The sequence below is a fragment of the Photobacterium aquimaris genome, from assembly GCF_002954455.1.
Taxonomy (GTDB): domain Bacteria; phylum Pseudomonadota; class Gammaproteobacteria; order Enterobacterales; family Vibrionaceae; genus Photobacterium; species Photobacterium aquimaris.
On the sequence record NZ_MSCC01000004.1, the window covers coordinates 6783 to 23521 of the forward strand.

The following is a 16739-nucleotide window of genomic DNA, read 5'->3' on the forward strand; positions in this document are numbered from 1 at the left end:
CGAAACACTTGCTTACTTGACCACTTCAATCGTCAAAGTATCGACAATTACGCAAAGCTTTTAGAACGCGCGGAAATCATCGAAATGAATATAATTTCAAATGCGAAATTAACTCAGAAAATCTTTTTACTCAATATGATGGTTGATTTGCTTTATCTATCAATAGAATCATATATTCTTTGTCAAACTTAATAATCATTCTTATTGTTCTATATAAAATATTATCATAATGCTCAAAATTCAATGAAATACCTTGATTAAGCCAACATAATCGACTTATTTCTATACCCCTAAGAGCCTGCGCATGTGTTAAAGGCCCTTCTTTCTTAGCTTTTTCTAAAAATATCTTAGATAAATTTTCACCTATAATATTACTGTTATTATCTATAATATGATATTCAAACACTATAGAATTATGATAAACAACATTTCCTCCTTCTTCTATTAAAAGTGCAACACCTAAATAATTATCTATAAATTCGTAAACATTTTTTATCTGCATTAGATAGAAACTCTCTCATAGTCATCCCTGATTTTTTTAAAAAATTCTATTTGCGGTTGATATATTCCTAACCCCAGCAAGTAAAAGAATTTGTTGGATAGACAATCCAGATACTTCCTCACTTGAAAAAATCTGAAACCTAATACTATCAACCAAATGACCATAAGTAGTATTATTTTTATTTAAAATATACTGTATTTTTCTTCTAGACATAAATAAACTTTCAGCCACTAAATCCAGTGACAAGTCTGTATTTCGAATATGAGTAAATATAAACTCTTCAATACGATTAAAATCAGGTATAGTCTTTTTATGTGTTAAAGATAGCAAAGCAAGGTGTTTTAAGGCGGTGATGGTGATTACATCATTACCCTTAAAGTTAGAGCATAATTGCGCCACTATATAGTCATATGGGTTAATAAAATTATAGAATCCTGAGCATGACTCTTGATATATTTCTTCTGTAAGGTCATAACAAATAATATAGCTTTTTGATGTTATGGTTACATCCAATGTACAATTCCTACCCATTGGAGCAATAACATATTTAGAAAATCCCTTACTTTTATAATGGATTTTATCGCCAGATAAAAATAAAACAATCGTATTTTCTGATTCTGAAGAAATAGATAATAATTCATGTTTACTTGCATTATCTATGATATAAAAATTATACATATCAGTACTATATACTGGCACTAATTCAATTATATTGTTTATTGTAATCTGGCACTTCACTTCTTATTTCCTTTTCTGTATAATACAATTAATATAAAATATATTTTACAAAAAATAAAAAAATTAAGATAATATTAAAGATAGCTTATCAATTTTCATAGGCCTTGAGTATAAAAAACCTTGAAAATATTTTACTCCGAGATTTTTTAATAAAAGTTCTTGCTCTAACGTTTCAACGCCTTCAGCAATTAATTTAATCTTCAGTGAGCGGCATAAATCTACTATATTTTTTATTATTATTTTTTTTCTATAATTTGATTCACTTAGAAAATCCGTACAAAGCATACTAATAAAACTTTTATCTAATTTCAAGATGTCAATTTGATAATCATACAATAACATAAGCGATGAGTAATCTATGCCATAATCATCAATCGCAAATTTCAATTTGTCAGATTTTAATGTTCTAATATTTTCTTTAATACAACTTCCGCACACGATTGGTTTATTTTCAGTTAGTTCCAAAACAACATTGCAGTACTTATTTAACTGTCTAATATAACTTTTAAAGTTGCGATCAGATAAAACTTCTTCCGTAATGTTTAATGATAAATAAAATTTATCCGTGTGTTTATAAATACCTGTAGAAAAGAAACAAATGATCTGTTTAATTAGTGAACAAGTGAGCTCCGCAAGCAAGTCCTTTGCTTCAAATTTTTTTATGAAAATATCAGGTGAAAATACTAATTCATTATTTTCAACCCATCGAGCTAATATTTCAGCACCTACAACATTTCGATTGTTATCAACAATATTTTGAAAATATGGTTGAATTTTCTGTTGTGCTATAACAGATTTTAAATTTACTAATTCTAACATAAATAAATTCCATAATATGTTAAATATCCAAAGAAACAATCATTGTAAGCTGATCTGAATAGTTGCCATTTGGTGTACTTGAAATAGGAGCTGTAAAATCAAAACCTAATAATCCCTGAAAGTTATCATTTGATGCTATATCAAAATTCTGTATTTCATTATTAGTCTTAAATAATTCAGTTTTACCTGTTGTTAAATTAGTTAGACTTACATTATAAAAAATATTGTTACTACCATTTCTCAATGATAGCTTGTTGTCTACTCCGTTAGCCGATGTTAATTGAAAGTTAAATTTATTTGAATGATTAAAAACACCATCAATATTAAAATTTAATTGGCTTTTTCCCTGATAATTGTTCCCTACTTTTTTAATTACAAGATTAGAAGTTTTACCATTTGGGAAATTAATACTTGTTAAAAGTTTAAGTTTATTAACCGTAAAATTGAAAGTATAATACTCAGAAAATGCGCCACCAACACGTGAATAAACACTATCGCCATTGTAAGTTACGCTGCCAGTATATCTACCAACTTTAGTTGCTGGGTTATGTAGATATCTCTTAATGTTATTATCTATATCAAAATAATACTCCATGCGAGTTTGAGACGCCGCAATTGGTGTACTAGTCCTTGTCGTAAATTGAATTGTTTGCCCATTACATGGTCTGGATCCATTAGTTCTAATCTGCAAGTTGTCATTATCTTTTTCAACTAAAGAACAGCCATTATTAAAATACGCATCAAGAAACCAGCCGCTAGCACCAGAATTAGAAGCGTCTAAAAATGAGTAATGTAAAGTATTATTAACGAGCATATGGTAAAAATTATTGTCTACATTTGATAGCCCAAAATTAAATAAAGAGTAACCTCTTCTTACGGCAACTTGATGATTACCACTACCTGCTTGACTATACGTTAAGCCTGTTATTGAATCTTTGGCAGTTCTTATAACTATTGGAGCAGAACCACTATTTACTTGGATTGAAGAATTAGCCCCTCCTATAATTTTTGCATTTTCAAACTGATCAGTTACAGAATTATAGTCGATAGTAACATTATACGTAATTGGTCTAGCCGCATAAACATTACTAGATGAATACAAAGTCAATAATAAAACTATAAAATTTTTCATAACAAACCTTATAAATCGACAGAGGTTAGAATTATTATGTTCCCATAACAAGCTAAATCACTAGAAGCACTGTTAGTAACATGACCAAATCTTATTTTAAAAAATGTATCAGAAATATACTGATTATAAGCAGAGCTAGTATCCCCTGTAGTTACCTTATACCAATAATTAGAGCCAGATAATGTGATTTTGTTATTGTCCTCCGCAACATCATTGACTGATAGATTCAATGGGACATTAACAATAGTGTTATTTTGTGAACAATTCATATTTTTATAAATAATATTAAAACTGTAAGCATCTATTTTACTATTAGCAGTACTTCGTATTGGGAATGTTATTGGATCAAACGAAGTTGTTTTATTGTTGTACGATAAAATTTGAAATTTGTCGCCTAAGATTTCTGATTTTATCTCACCAGGTAAAATTTCATCAGGGTTGGAAATATTTGCGTTCAAAGTAATTATTTCACTTAAGCTAGTTGCAGCATTCCCATAATGGCTAAATATTATAGAAATAAAAAATAATATTTTTTTCATTTTAATTACCGCAGACAGTTGCTGTCTTATCATATTTTTTCAATTTACCTTCCCAGCAGAGCTTATTGCCAGTAAAAATCTTGAAGTATTGATTTGGTTTAACAATCAAATCAACTACATTATTTTGAATATTTATATTACTAAGACAAGCAGAGCCTTTACATGAAACCTTATCACTACCTGAATTTATTACTGTTATCGATGAACTATCTACAACATTTAATGATAATGTTCTCATCTTACCAGGCATAAAATCAACATTAGCACGATTATCTATCGTAGAATTTAAAAGATACATATTACTATTAAGACTATAGTTAATTTTATCTTGGCTATATGCTGGAGCATAGATTGATTTTCCATTTTTAATATCAAACTCCCTACTATAGGAATTTGAATTATTAATCAAAGTCAAACTACCAAGTTTCTTATCTTTTTCAGACGTCTTTATATACATCGAAGATAATGCATTTTCACTTGTATAATCAATACCATAATTATTAATTATCTGAGTGGTGCTAAATGATCCACCGTAGTTAATATCTGAGTTATTTGAACCAATTCGCAAGCTAGAGTTATAGCTATCATTATTATTTGTAAGACTAGCATTAAGTGATTTAATCCAAGGTTCATCTGTATCTGTTGTATATGTTACAGATGGTGTCACGTTTACAATCTTGCCATCTATATTTTTATTATAATTTAAAGATGAATAATACTCGTTGTTGTTAGATGAACTTATAGAACCATAATAGCTAGAATTATCGCTCAAAGGTATAGAAATATTAAGACTTAGTAAATTATCACTATTTCTTATCAAATAGGATGTATTAACTGAGATGTTGTTTGAGAATCGCTTTGTTAAACCAAAATTATAGTTATAGTTATCTGGGTTATTATTATCACTATTACTAGCGTCTTTATTATAAAATACACTTGAATAAGCGTTAATATCACTCGTTAGCTGATAGTTGGCACTTAAATTTACCTGAATATTATTTTGGTTTGTAATTTTATAATATTTATCATCAGTAATTTCATTTTTATTTTTACTAACCTGAAGATATAAAAAACCATAATTCATATTAAATTTTATTTTTTCTTCATCATTTCCTTTTGAATAATTGATTGACGAAGTAAAGTTATTAGATGAATAACCTAAACCTGTAGTATAATAGAAATCATTGTCAATAAGATAACTATTCAAAAGTAATTTTAAATTATTATATACCTGAAATGAATACCCAAATTCAAACCCAGTATAATTTTTGTCATTTAAATAGAATTTACCAATTCTTGCATAGGGACTATTTCCTTGATCGCCATAATTTAAATTATAGACATAATCATTTCCTTCGTAAATCACCCTATTATTTTTAACAACAGACAAAGATACATTATAACTGCCGGCTGGCAGCTCAGAGTAATAAAGTAAGTTCTTCCCTGACTGTACATATTTTTGATAAATTATTTTCCCATCTTTTTTTACTTCTAGAGTACCCTCTGATGGTGTGAAAAATTGCAGATAATTATTTGCTGAATCCTTTATTAAAAGATTATTAGTTTTTGCAAATGTAACACCAGAAAATTTACTATCTGATAAAAAGCTATTACCAGCAATATCTGATAAATCGTTTACATTGTCGTTTAATCCAAACAGTAATGTATATTTGTTAAAATTATATACATACTGTGCAGATCTAAATTCTGAATTTTCTTGATTTACTAAAGCATTAAAATTTAAATACCCAGGACCTAATCCGACATAATTGTCTATAGTTGCAAAATAAGTAGTAGAGCTATATTTATTATTCTCAAAGTTACCGTAAAATTGAGAAATCGCAAGATTTGATAATCCCTCATCCTTAAGGTATTTCTCTTCGTATTTTTTTGCCACAAAGAATGAACTTGGAATAAAAACTCTCAATTTATTATCATAATAATCATTTACAAACCCTAATTTATCATTAGAAATAATACAAATACTTCTTTCACCAACGCAATCAGGACTTGTTGATATTCCTGCAGCAAGCATTTTAGATATGGCTAAAGCGTCCTTTTTCTTAATGCCATTACTCTCTAAGTATTTAATGATTTTATCACTGTCATTAATTACGACTGAGTAATATGATACTTGTGCTGAAATTGGCAGAGGATCTGTTGCACCATCTAACCCAACAACAGATAATTCAATATCTTTTTTTGAAAAATTTAATATATTCTTGTAATTACTGTTATCTTTCATTGATGGCAACAGACTAATAGAACCTAAATTTGAATAATTTTGTGCTATAAGGCTATTATTTGACTGTGTTATAGCTAAGCTAGTTGTATCTGCATATACTAAAGATGTATTTAATGCCAATAGTACAATTTTATATTTATTCATTTTTCGGCCATTAAGTTCTATTTAATTTTTATTGTTAATTTCTTATCTAATCTATTTCTATAATCTTGAGCTTCAATAAAAACATCACCTTTTTTTACTTCTGTAAAATTTAAAACTTTCTTTTTTCCAGCTAAAATTAATATTTTCTCATTACACGAGTTTCCAATTGAAAGCCCCATTGCCTTGCATGCATTTATGTTAAACGTTAACACTGTATTTGTATTGTTATATAGATAATACTTATGATTTTCAATTTCCTTAAAAGTAATATCTCCTGTAACCTTATCTAAATTATTTGGAATAATATACCAAACCTTAAACCCTGTTAATATATTCAAGCTTTTTTCTGATTCATCATTTTTTTTGTAAGACTCTGGGACAAAACTTATTCCAAGAATCCTATCTTTTGTTTCTTTATTGCCAAGCATTTCTTGTAGATTATTTACTGTGACCTTAAATTTTGATTTTGGATCTATAATAAAATCCATATGATTTAAATATATGGGCCACTGTTTAAAATTCTTATTTTCAAAAGATTTGCTTTTTCCATCTGGCATTAATTCAGTGAGTTCAGCCTTAACAAAAACTGGGTAAGTGTCTTCGTTTAAAACTGTAATATTGGAAGCTTCATTATTACCTTTACTGACAACTATCATTTTATCAACGCTTATAGCTAAAGCTTGTTGGCTAAATAATAAAAATAAAAGTACTACGTATATCTTTTTCATTTATTTAAAAATGAGCTAACGTTAAGTTAGCTCATACCTTTCTGATTGTTGTATTATGCAGTTACATCTGCAGAGAAAATAACCGCCGTAGTTGATGAAACGTTACCACCGGTTGGGTTTACGTTTGCAACAGGAACTACTAATGCAGAAGTTAGAGTCATAGGAACTTGTGTTGCACCAGATGCAGGTGTTGCAACATCAGCAGCAGTTGCAGATAGAGATACGCCATTAATCTTAACTGTAGGAGCTAGTGTACTTGTGTCGCCAAGTAAACCAGTACCAGATACAGAGCTTGATGATAAAGTCGCTTGGATTTTAGAACTTTCAGTAAATGCACCACTTGTTACTTTAATCGCAAACACTTCAGGACTTAATGTTTCAAGATTATAGCTACCATCAGCTTGAGAAATTGCAGATAACGCAATTGATGTTGGGTTATATGTTGCACCTGATGTAGTAACAAAACTCCAATCGGCAGGTGTTACTGCTTTAGCTGGAATCACACCCTGAAAGTTAAAATTTAGGTTACCATCTTTTACTGCAGCCATTGAACTAACAGAAACAAGAGAAGTGCCAAGAGCAATAGCAGTAACTAAAAGATTGCGAGACAACTTATTCATTATATTTTCCTAATATGCGCTTTATTTAAATTATGTGTTTAATTAGATTGTGTACTATATTAAGCAAGTAGATTCTTGCTCTTGGCACATATAATATACAAAAAATTCACCAATGGAATACATCAAAATCATGGTTTCACAAAAACCAATTTTGTTTGCGTAATAGTTAAATTATTCAAATTTGATGAATATTGCGCAAAATATTTTTTATGTGCGACACTCAAGTACATCACTTCAGGGACAATTACATAAGGTATTGCGCCAAGTTCCGCATCATATTTACCAACATGTACGTGTGTTTTGATGTACAAAATCTGTTGGATTTCATCTACATGATTAAAGACAATCTCTTTCCTTAAATTCGACACTGAACAATGAACATTACGCTCACGTATAGATGCCACTACTTTTTTAAGTTGCTGAGAATTAGCAATTTCATTTGCAAGAATTTTACCAGCGACACTCGGTGAAGAAAGGTAAAGTTATTGAGCAAGTAAAGAGTTGATATTCATAGTTAGATAATTCCTGATGCTTAAAAAAACTCACAAGTACCAAAGGTAAGTGTGAGTTTTTGAGTTAAGTGTTGGTTTTATTGGGATAGATAATTAGGTGTATTGATTGGGGGTTAGTTAGATGTAAGCAAGAAAGCTATTTACGCAAGTTACTAATTGCTGAATCAAGATCTTGTCTAGCTTCGCTAAAGTCAGGAAGACTAAGGCGAGGATAAGTTATAGCGTAATCTAGTGCGTATTCTTTACATAAACCTTTAGCTTCTGAAATTGCACAAGCAAGATCAGTACCTTTTAGGTTGTGAAATTGAACACGATTAATAGATTTACGTACAAGAGCACCTTTTTCAGCATGTTTTTTAAGAACTGCAGTAAACATGGGTAATTCCTTAGATTAGATATTGGGTTTATTACAGACGCAAAAAAGCCGACTTAAAGCCAGATAGTTTGAGAAGTAAATTTTTAGATAGATTGTGCTTTAGAGATAAAGCAATTGGATTGGGTGTTTTGGTAGATTAACGGGCTTTCTCCGTATACGCATTGCTAAAGAATCTAGATGATAACGATTAAGTTTGTAAACTACAATATCGAACCACATAAATATTTTCGCCATTACCGTCACTATGCTTTGTTGTTTTACATACTAAAAAGAGCAACCTCAGTATTCCCAATAAAATACAGTAACAAACAATTAAGCTATAACGATTGGGATTATGACAACTCTATATATTGCTGAAAAACCTGAATTAGCAAAAGCTATTGTGGCAGGTATAAGTACATCATCGACTAGTAGAAACGGATACATCGAGTGTAATGACGGAACGTTAGTTACTTGGTGTTACGGGCACTTATTTGAGTTTGTAGCCCCAGAAAAAATTAATCCTGAATACTCAAAATGGACACTAAACTCGTTACCTATGAGTCTAATGCCAGTACCAATTCAGCCATCTAAAAGTGGCGCACAACAAGCAAATATAATTAAAGGCTTATTAAAAAAAGTAAGCTATGTCATTAATGCTGGTGATAACGATGCTGCTGGCCAGAGGTTGGTAGATGAAGTGTTGGAATATAACAATTATAAAGGCCGCACAGGTCGTATACTTGTAAGTGATCTTAGCCCAACTGCTGTTCGCAAAGCCGTTACTGAAATCAGGCCAAATAGCGAATTTCAAGATTTATCAATGTCTGAGTTAGGACGGTCTATTTTTGATTATATCTATGGTATGAATTTAAGCCGTGTTTGTACTCTCGTAGCTCAGGATCTTGGTTATGATGGTATTTTGTCTATTGGGCGAGTACAAACAGCAATTCTAGGGTTGGTTGTTAAACGTTACCGCGCCAATAAAAAGCACGTTAAAACCCCGTTTTATGATGTTTTTGCTATTTTTAATATCAACGGTCAAGAGTACCGCTTCAAACTCATCCCAAGTAAAGACTTGATAGATAAATTCCCTAATAATTTCGATGATAAGAACCGTATTATTGATCAGCAGTTTGCTAACCAAATTGGCAATTTTATTAATAGCCAAGGTACAGGGGAAATTACTTCTACCGATCATAAAATCTCAAAGATTCAGCCACCACTACCATTTAGCCTAAGCTCATTACAACGAGAGGTAAGCCGTGTTTATGGTATTGCTATTGATAAAACATTAGAGTTAACACAGAACCTACGCGAAAAGCACCACCTAATCACTTATAACCGTACAGATTGTTCTTACTTACCTACAGAACACCATCAATTAGCTCCTACGCTTTTGGCTACGATCAATAAGCTTGTACCATCTTTACAGCCGGTAATCCCCTACACAGACCCAAGTATTAAGGGAAAGGCATTTAATGACAAGAAGATTGAAGCCCACCATGCTATTGAGCCAACTGAAAGCAACAAAGCAAACATCAATGATTTAACAGAAGACGAACGTAAAATTTACGAGTTGATTTGTCGTAAATACACTGCCCTATTCTTACCGCCAGCAGAAAACGCAGTATCTAAAGTGGAATTGGCCATTGGTAATTTCTTATTTAAGGCATCGCGCACACAAGAAATAAAAAAAGGATGGAAAGTCATTTTCAATAAAGATGGTGATATTACTAATGAAGATGATGATGCCGACGAAGATGCTGATAACGACAATGGGACAGATGATCTAACAAAACTTATCCAAGGCCAAATAGTCAATATTGATTCAACAGCACTAAAACAAGGTTTAACTTCACCGCCAGCGTTATACACGATGGACACACTTCTACAGGATATGAATAACGCTGGTAAGTACGTAGAAGATGCTCGACTACGTGAGATCTTGTTAGAACGAGATAAAGATAGTGCCCAGAATGGCGGTATAGGAACACCAGCAACGCAAGCAGGTATCATTGCTAACCTCTATTCACGGAACTTCATCAAGAACGACAAAAAGAATGTTGTACCTAGTGTGATTGGTCAAGAATTGCATGATGCACTACCTAGCTTTGCTGTAAAAGTAGATCTTACGGCTTACTGGCAAGAACAAATGTTGATGCTTTCAAAGGGAACTTTTAGCATTGAGCAGTTCCAAGAACGTGTAGATAAATTTGTAAATAGTGCTGTTTACAATATTAAAGAAAATGGGCTTAACATTAAATCAGTTAATCGCGTCCATTACTCTTGCCCACAATGCCAGAGTAAATTGCGTTTTATGTCTAAACATAAGTTTTGGTCATGCAGTAACTACCCAGAGTGTACATCTTCATTCCCTGATATCGCTGGACGACCAGATCTTAATGCAAAACCAAAAGCTAAGGCTGAGAAAACAAAACACGATTGCCCCAAATGTAAAAAACACAAGTTGGGAATGAGAAAGAGTGATAAAGGATTTGTGTGGTATGGATGTACCGGTTATCCAAATTGCAAAGCCTCATTTACCTTAGATAATGGTGAATTTAAGCCGCTTGAATTTAAAAAGTCTTCTCAGAAAAAACGTACAACAAAGAAAAAGTAACTACTTGCTGGCATGGTATCCCACTATGCCAGCAGCACTCATACATTGGGTGGTAAGGTATATAATGTTAAGAACACAATATCAACTACTCGACTCTTAAAACATCATCGTATTGAATTATTTTACAATTACTAATTGATATTTATCAGTGCATTACCGTGTTACTATTTTGTATAATTAATTACTTATAATTTTTATTTGTGAATTTTCTTTGTCAAAACAGATATAGATGTTTTATCTATTTTAAAATACCATTTAAGTTTATAATTTATTTTCCCATTGATAGTTACAATGTTTTGTTTTGGATTTAATTATAGATTTCACTATCATTGAATTAGTGTTTTCATCAAATTTATTGATTACACAATTTGACCGAACAATATTCGAGAAGTGATCTGATTTTATAGGAATAAAATGACTAATTTTAACTTCAAAAATACGATTAAAATCCTTAACAATTGTCTCTAGTTCCAAGCGAGTAAGGTACTTATCTTTTATTAACAAAGAACTACAAATATAAAACTCACCAAGTAATCTATCTTTCTTGCTCATATCTGCATCAAATATTGCATCTGAGATACAATGGCTTAGTTGCTGGTACATATTCAACTGATTGCACTCATTATTATCTGAGCGTATCGAAATTAATTTACCTACTTTATTAATGGAAATATTTCCATCAACAATCGGCAGAAATTCCATATCATACTTTTTCAATAATTTCTCAGCAAAATCACGATTTGAAAATTTCGTTTGATATGGATGATTATCGTCAACTTTAATTATTAACTTATCTTTCATTAATAAATCTAAACAGTTAATAAAATGTTCCAATTCTTCTTTTAGATCTTTCATGCTAAATCGCTAATGTTGTTAGTAGTTGATTCTATAAAAAAACGGGAAGCTAAAATTAGCTTCCCGTTTAATTTACTTTATTTTATTTTTGTTTTCTATTAAAAAATCAAAGACAACTGTTCTTCTAAACTTTCTAGCTGCGCTTCAAAAGAATCATCTATATATTCATCTTGATCAACATTATTAAGCTCGAAGTCTCCAATTACCATTTCGTTTTTTAATGCCTTGTGTTCTCTATCACTAATACTATGATCCATCACGTACCCTGTTAAATCGTCAGTCGCTACATGCGCCTTAAAATCATTCCAGTGTTGCGACAACTGCATCATCGTATTAAAGGCTATTGGTTGCGTTCCTGATAATTGAACAAGACCATTGGTTATGTAATAGAACACACTTTCACTACTATCGTACTGCTTACAAGTTTCACTCAATTCTGAACAAAACATTTCTACAAATATAGCAGCATCCAGTTCTGGCACTTCCATTACTTTAGATTTTGTAAACGGCACAATTTTTTTTATGAACAGTGAACAGATCTTTAATTGTTGGAATTACAATACCCGCATTACGCGCCATTTCAATTAGCTTGGGATCAGATAAACCATCACGATTATGACGTTTGTCTTTCTTACTAATATCTTGTGCAGCAGGTAGTTTAATCCAGCGTTTTGCAGGAATTGGCAGCTTTGGTGCAGTCACTATTTCCCCAATCTCATAACGCTTACCGCAGTTATGAATCTCATGGTATTCCAGTAAGGCAGCAAATGCGTGAGGTGAAGCACTGTATAACCCCCACGCTAGATCAATTTCTATTAGTTGTTGATAGTTAACCAACTCAAAACGGACAATGCCAGAGTTGAATTGATTTGCCCATTCGCGCTCTTGAGCATCCAACGTTAACATGTAACGCAAGAGCTCTAAACGTGTTTCAAAACTAAAATAGACAGGCTGTAAAGGGTAAAAACCAGTTTCAATATCGAACGAACGGCCTAGCCAGTCTCTACGATCCATATCCCAACGAATTGCGTACATAAAGTCACGCAATTTATTAACGCCGGCAAGATAACTAAAGCGTTCAGAATCGCTCTCTATCATCGCTGTTAATGATTTATCTTTATCACCGCTAACGAGGCAATATATGCATCCAAATCGTGCGCCACAGGCGGCAGATTGCCCCTTGTCGCCCACGTTTAATGCACATTCGCCAGAATTAGCACTTCGGTAAATATCAATCGTTTCATCGAATGATGGTGCGAATGAATGATAAAGCGCATTTTCGCTAGAAGAATCACAATATGTAAGCAAAGCCCAAACATCATCAACCTCCCAATCGCAGATCGGCAATATTAGCAAGTCACCGTCTTCACCTGTAAGCACAGTGTTAGCAACATCACCGCGCTCTATCATTTTCTGTTTACGTTCTTCACTTTCATTCATGCGCGTACCGACAACTGAAACCAATTCACCAGTCAATTTGGCCAACGCTTTTTTAGCTTTTTTGATCGGTTTTACTTTTAGATCAACTGAGCAATCACGAGTCATGCCAGGGTATCTCGGCATTTTGCCTCGCCCTAATGTCACGTAATGCCAGTGGGACGTTGTATCAGGATGAACCTCAATAAACGTAACATCTAAATCATGCGTGTTTATAAAAACTTCAAGATTTTGCTGCATAAGATTAAAGTAGTCATCCAAAGCTGGATTTTCGATAGTAGTATTAGAATTAATAACGTAGCAAGATGGCATGTACCCATATTTACGCTTAAAGCGTTTAATGGCCTCAAGCGAAAGCACAAGGCAGCAATTACTATCTTTGCCAAAACTCACACTTACCGCCAAACCTTTTCCTGTTTCAAGAACAGCCACCAGCGCATTAATTAAATACTCACATAGCTCACGTACTTCATCACGCATAGACGGACGATCATTAGTGATTGTCACATTCAATTCAGTAATTTTTGACCAGCCGTTGTTACGAACAGCATAAGGAAGATTCAAATTATTAATAATATTTACAAGCTGGATATGCACATTATGTTCTGAGTTAGTAACCCACATTAGATAATTCCTAGATAAGAAAAAACCCCGTCATTTCTGACGAGGCTTAGTTAGATTGATAGTTTAGGGTATTAGATATTAATTGGAAAAATGCTTTGATAGGCGTTGTGTTTATTAATGCAACTTTTTCATGTTAACTGCAGTTATTGTCGCCGTATTATCACCAATAACTATTTGATATTTAGTGTAATTAGCTTTAAATGCTCTAGAGCTAATAATGCAGTTAACAGTGTTCTTTGTTGCGCTTTGAATAACACGCCCCGAGGACACAAAGCCATTGCTAAATGCTAATTCAGCTTCTTCACCTCGAACAGTTACAACAACATTATCATCGTAATTAGATTGATTTATTGCACGCTCTATATTTGCACAATCAAATTCAATACTTGCTAATAGGTTCATAAGTTTTCCAGATAGGGTTTAGATTGATTACAAGTTAATGTTTAAATCTTTAAATGACATTAACGAAAGTGTGGTTGGGTCACTAATTGTTGCAACAACAGCATAATCAATTCCACGGCTCTTTTTTGAACCATGAAAAGTAACAACCATACCGGTTTGGTTTACCATTGTTGTATCTAGAATATTAGTGTTAATGGATGGATGTTTCTTGCATAGCTTAATAAAATTTATGGCAAACGTAGTGTACTTATATCTTACTTTTGCTGTTTGTAATTTTAAGCTACCTTTCAAGTCACCAGCCAACTTAGAGTAAGTTAAGTGAAATTTCACACTGGCATTTGATTTTTCAGCAGCGCGATTAGCGGCTAAAGAACAAAGATTTAGCAGTTCATCTACTTGCTTTTTGTTAATAGCTTCATCACTTTTTAGTTTTGTCAGGTTAGAGATATTCATTAGTATTTTTTCACCAAAAAACCATTTTTAACTGCATCACTATATGTACCAGTGAATAGCACATCATCTTCTCTTATAAAGAGTAAATTACGACCTAACTCCCCTATCAGTGTATGTCATTTTTACTTTTTTATAGAAAGTTTCGTTCGTTGCGTTAATAACGTCATATTGACGAAAAGTGTTCGATGGTTCTAAGTAAACGGGAGAGCATGGTTTACCAAAAAAACTATAAGCCATAAGGAAATCAATTTCGTATTCGTCTTCAATACATAATAAGAAATTTTGCCCTGACACTGAGGTAAAAATATTGGGTATCACCTCACAATTAACTATGGGTAATACTTTTTTCAACTCAATCATATATGCGTCATGCAGGGCTGTAGCCCGTTCAGAGCAAACGTACTCTTTAAATGCCATTTTACGACCTTTAGATGTGATTAAAGCCCTCGAAAGGGCTTCAATTTATTGGGTAGTTAGATTGGATTAGTAACCAAGATCTTTAAGTTGTTGTTGAACATATGCCTGTTCTAAGTTGCTATCTAGTAGCTCCATTAGTTGGATAAGCTCTGATGGTTCACCACAATTTTCAACATTACGAACTGCATTATTAATTAATTGCAGAATGTCAGAAGAAATAAGTGTGAAATCATATTCAACTTCATGTTCAGCAGTCTCAACAACATTTGTTTTTGTTGGTTCTACTGTAACTTCACTTGGTTTTTGATTCTCAGAAATAAACTCATTAATAAAACGTTTTGCTTTAATTAAGCGAGCTTCATTAAAGTCAGTGAACGAAATGTTCATACCTGCTAACCACTTACGAAATGCATTATCAGCTTCGTCAGTAATATCACCGGCATTTTTCTTCGTTTCAGCGATAAAAGTCTTGTATTGATCTTCAAAGGAAATAGTAAATTCTTCCCATTCACCCTCTACTTCAATTGAGTTAGCTTCTTCATCGGCTTTAGCCTTAGCTTCTTCATCGGCTTTAGCCTTAGCATCTGCGTCTAAATTTTGTTCATTTTTTTCAGAGCCTTGTTCTTCATCATCAAACACTACAGATACCGGAGTATCAATTGTTTTAGATGAATATTCCGGCATATCTTCGTTCTCACCAAAATCGACATTAATGCCGTAACGAGTAGCTTGAGAGATAGCGCGGCCAGCAAGGATACGAGTTGGGCGTTTATCCCAAGCAGGTGTATTTTCTACTTCTTCATAGTAATAAACACGAATCCCCTCGAAAACACGACCATCTTTAAATTCAATATCAGCACGAACCCAATCAGGGATCATATGACCTTCAATCATCTTAGATGGTACTTTTTCATCTGAATAAACAGTTTTATAATTTTTAAAATCTGAGTGGTTTTGAAGAACAAACAACCATCCATTGATCGTTAGATCGTAACTAATAACACCTTGACGCTCAATTGCGTACAAATGACCCATTAGGGGATCAATACCATACTGCTTACAGCGCGTAATAAGGCGAACAATTTGTGGTGTAGTTACAGGTAAAGCACTTATCCCATCAGCAAGACGACGACTATTGATATTGCCAAAAACAGCATCCATTAACGCGCCATAATAAGCATTAGTTGCAATGTTAAGTTTGTCTGCAAACGGACTAAGCATAACTTCTAAGGTTGGGTTAGCTGTTTGAGTATTAGTTTGAGTATTAGCTTTTTGATTAGACATTAGATATTCCAGATAAATAGATAGTAAAATAGTTTATCTTAATTTTGGAAATTTCAAAATCGAGATATTGGCTTTGGTTAGATATTGATACTTACAAAAACTATTGTGAAGCAGTGTTGAGTTAGAGATAACCCATGAACTTGAACATAATATAAGTCACAGACGCACAAAATGTTCCAAGCAACACTGTTAAAGCAAAGATGCCACTTGTAAAAGAGACAAATGATTTAATATCACGCTTGTTTTGAATAGATAGGATCATGTTTAACTCTGATAGGGTTATTAGATAAGTGGTAAATAGATATTTTGA

Annotated in this window: 16 protein-coding genes; 1 reads left to right on the forward strand and 15 read right to left on the reverse strand. The window is 32.5% G+C overall.

Annotation, left to right across the window (positions count from 1 at the left end; all coding sequences use genetic code 11):
- Positions 1 to 130: 130 nt before the first annotated feature.
- The 9 genes from BTN98_RS17815 to BTN98_RS17860 all read right to left on the reverse strand — a co-directional run bounded on the left by BTN98_RS17815 (position 131) and on the right by BTN98_RS17860 (position 8355).
- Complete coding sequence (locus tag BTN98_RS17815; RefSeq protein WP_065190080.1) at positions 131 to 502, reverse strand: hypothetical protein; 372 nt, start codon at positions 500 to 502, stop codon at positions 131 to 133.
- 36 nt (positions 503 to 538) lie between these two features.
- Positions 539 to 1240, reverse strand: coding sequence for a helix-turn-helix domain-containing protein (locus BTN98_RS17820; RefSeq protein WP_105030058.1), 702 nt, complete (start codon positions 1238 to 1240; stop codon positions 539 to 541).
- Between the two features lie 63 nt (positions 1241 to 1303).
- Positions 1304 to 2059 carry an EAL domain-containing protein gene (locus BTN98_RS17825; RefSeq protein ID WP_065190078.1) on the reverse strand — a complete coding sequence of 252 codons (756 nt, stop codon included), beginning with the start codon at positions 2057 to 2059 and terminating at the stop codon, positions 1304 to 1306.
- 19 nt (positions 2060 to 2078) lie between these two features.
- On the reverse strand, positions 2079 to 3191 hold the full coding sequence (locus tag BTN98_RS17830; protein WP_065190077.1) for a hypothetical protein: 1113 nt from the start codon (positions 3189 to 3191) through the stop codon (positions 2079 to 2081).
- 8 nt (positions 3192 to 3199) lie between these two features.
- Positions 3200 to 3730, reverse strand: a complete 531-nt coding sequence (locus BTN98_RS17835) for a hypothetical protein (RefSeq protein ID WP_146107039.1) — start codon at positions 3728 to 3730, stop codon at positions 3200 to 3202.
- Position 3731: 1 nt separating this feature from the next.
- Positions 3732 to 6119 carry a TcfC E-set like domain-containing protein gene (locus BTN98_RS17840; RefSeq protein WP_065190075.1) on the reverse strand — a complete coding sequence of 796 codons (2388 nt, stop codon included), beginning with the start codon at positions 6117 to 6119 and terminating at the stop codon, positions 3732 to 3734.
- 17 nt (positions 6120 to 6136) lie between these two features.
- Positions 6137 to 6847, reverse strand: a complete 711-nt coding sequence (locus tag BTN98_RS17845; protein ID WP_065190074.1) for a fimbrial biogenesis chaperone — start codon at positions 6845 to 6847, stop codon at positions 6137 to 6139.
- Between the two features lie 53 nt (positions 6848 to 6900).
- Positions 6901 to 7467: a hypothetical protein gene (locus BTN98_RS17850; protein WP_065190073.1), complete on the reverse strand. Its 567-nt coding sequence runs from the start codon at positions 7465 to 7467 to the stop codon at positions 6901 to 6903.
- Positions 7468 to 8115: 648 nt separating this feature from the next.
- Positions 8116 to 8355 (reverse strand): hypothetical protein, encoded by a 240-nt coding sequence (locus BTN98_RS17860; protein ID WP_065190071.1) that lies wholly within the window; start codon positions 8353 to 8355, stop codon positions 8116 to 8118.
- A gap of 334 nt (positions 8356 to 8689) precedes the next feature.
- On the opposite strand from BTN98_RS17860, the gene BTN98_RS17865 reads away from it, so the two are divergent.
- Positions 8690 to 10957: a DNA topoisomerase gene (locus BTN98_RS17865; RefSeq protein ID WP_065190070.1), complete on the forward strand. Its 2268-nt coding sequence runs from the start codon at positions 8690 to 8692 to the stop codon at positions 10955 to 10957.
- 261 nt (positions 10958 to 11218) lie between these two features.
- Here BTN98_RS17865 and BTN98_RS17870 read toward each other — a convergent pair whose 3' ends face one another.
- The 6 genes from BTN98_RS17870 to BTN98_RS17900 form a co-directional block, all read right to left on the reverse strand.
- A complete protein-coding gene (locus BTN98_RS17870) occupies positions 11219 to 11812 on the reverse strand; it encodes a hypothetical protein (RefSeq protein WP_065190069.1) in 594 nt (197 codons plus the stop codon).
- Between the two features lie 98 nt (positions 11813 to 11910).
- Positions 11911 to 12294: a hypothetical protein gene (locus tag BTN98_RS17875; protein ID WP_146107040.1), complete on the reverse strand. Its 384-nt coding sequence runs from the start codon at positions 12292 to 12294 to the stop codon at positions 11911 to 11913.
- 10 nt (positions 12295 to 12304) lie between these two features.
- Positions 12305 to 13873, reverse strand: coding sequence for a phosphoadenosine phosphosulfate reductase domain-containing protein (locus tag BTN98_RS17880; RefSeq protein WP_065190067.1), 1569 nt, complete (start codon positions 13871 to 13873; stop codon positions 12305 to 12307).
- Between the two features lie 114 nt (positions 13874 to 13987).
- Positions 13988 to 14275, reverse strand: coding sequence for a hypothetical protein (locus BTN98_RS17885; RefSeq protein WP_065190066.1), 288 nt, complete (start codon positions 14273 to 14275; stop codon positions 13988 to 13990).
- A 27-nt stretch (positions 14276 to 14302) separates the two neighbouring features.
- Complete coding sequence (locus BTN98_RS17890; protein ID WP_065190065.1) at positions 14303 to 14728, reverse strand: single stranded DNA-binding domain-containing protein; 426 nt, start codon at positions 14726 to 14728, stop codon at positions 14303 to 14305.
- Positions 14729 to 15211: 483 nt separating this feature from the next.
- The gene (locus BTN98_RS17900; RefSeq protein ID WP_065190063.1) at positions 15212 to 16429 is read right to left on the reverse strand and encodes a recombinase family protein; all 1218 of its coding nucleotides are present in this window, start codon (positions 16427 to 16429) and stop codon (positions 15212 to 15214) included.
- Positions 16430 to 16739: the final 310 nt, after the last annotated feature.

Excerpts from the sequence above, each read along its gene's own strand:
- BTN98_RS17815 (WP_065190080.1), bottom strand. The coding sequence starts at position 502 with ATGCAGATAAAAAATGTTTACGAATTTATAGATAATTATTTAGGTGTT.
- BTN98_RS17900 (WP_065190063.1), bottom strand. The coding sequence starts at position 16,429 with ATGTCTAATCAAAAAGCTAATACTCAAACTAATACTCAAACAGCTAAC.
- BTN98_RS17825 (WP_065190078.1), bottom strand. The coding sequence starts at position 2,059 with ATGTTAGAATTAGTAAATTTAAAATCTGTTATAGCACAACAGAAAATT.
- BTN98_RS17860 (WP_065190071.1), bottom strand. The coding sequence starts at position 8,355 with ATGTTTACTGCAGTTCTTAAAAAACATGCTGAAAAAGGTGCTCTTGTA.
- BTN98_RS17890 (WP_065190065.1), bottom strand. The coding sequence starts at position 14,728 with ATGAATATCTCTAACCTGACAAAACTAAAAAGTGATGAAGCTATTAAC.
- BTN98_RS17835 (WP_146107039.1), bottom strand. The coding sequence starts at position 3,730 with ATGAAAAAAATATTATTTTTTATTTCTATAATATTTAGCCATTATGGG.
- BTN98_RS17865 (WP_065190070.1), top strand. The coding sequence starts at position 8,690 with ATGACAACTCTATATATTGCTGAAAAACCTGAATTAGCAAAAGCTATT.
- BTN98_RS17830 (WP_065190077.1), bottom strand. The coding sequence starts at position 3,191 with ATGAAAAATTTTATAGTTTTATTATTGACTTTGTATTCATCTAGTAAT.
- BTN98_RS17850 (WP_065190073.1), bottom strand. The coding sequence starts at position 7,467 with ATGAATAAGTTGTCTCGCAATCTTTTAGTTACTGCTATTGCTCTTGGC.
- BTN98_RS17880 (WP_065190067.1), bottom strand. The coding sequence starts at position 13,873 with ATGTGGGTTACTAACTCAGAACATAATGTGCATATCCAGCTTGTAAAT.
- BTN98_RS17845 (WP_065190074.1), bottom strand. The coding sequence starts at position 6,847 with ATGAAAAAGATATACGTAGTACTTTTATTTTTATTATTTAGCCAACAA.
- BTN98_RS17885 (WP_065190066.1), bottom strand. The coding sequence starts at position 14,275 with ATGAACCTATTAGCAAGTATTGAATTTGATTGTGCAAATATAGAGCGT.
- BTN98_RS17870 (WP_065190069.1), bottom strand. The coding sequence starts at position 11,812 with ATGAAAGATCTAAAAGAAGAATTGGAACATTTTATTAACTGTTTAGAT.
- BTN98_RS17840 (WP_065190075.1), bottom strand. The coding sequence starts at position 6,119 with ATGAATAAATATAAAATTGTACTATTGGCATTAAATACATCTTTAGTA.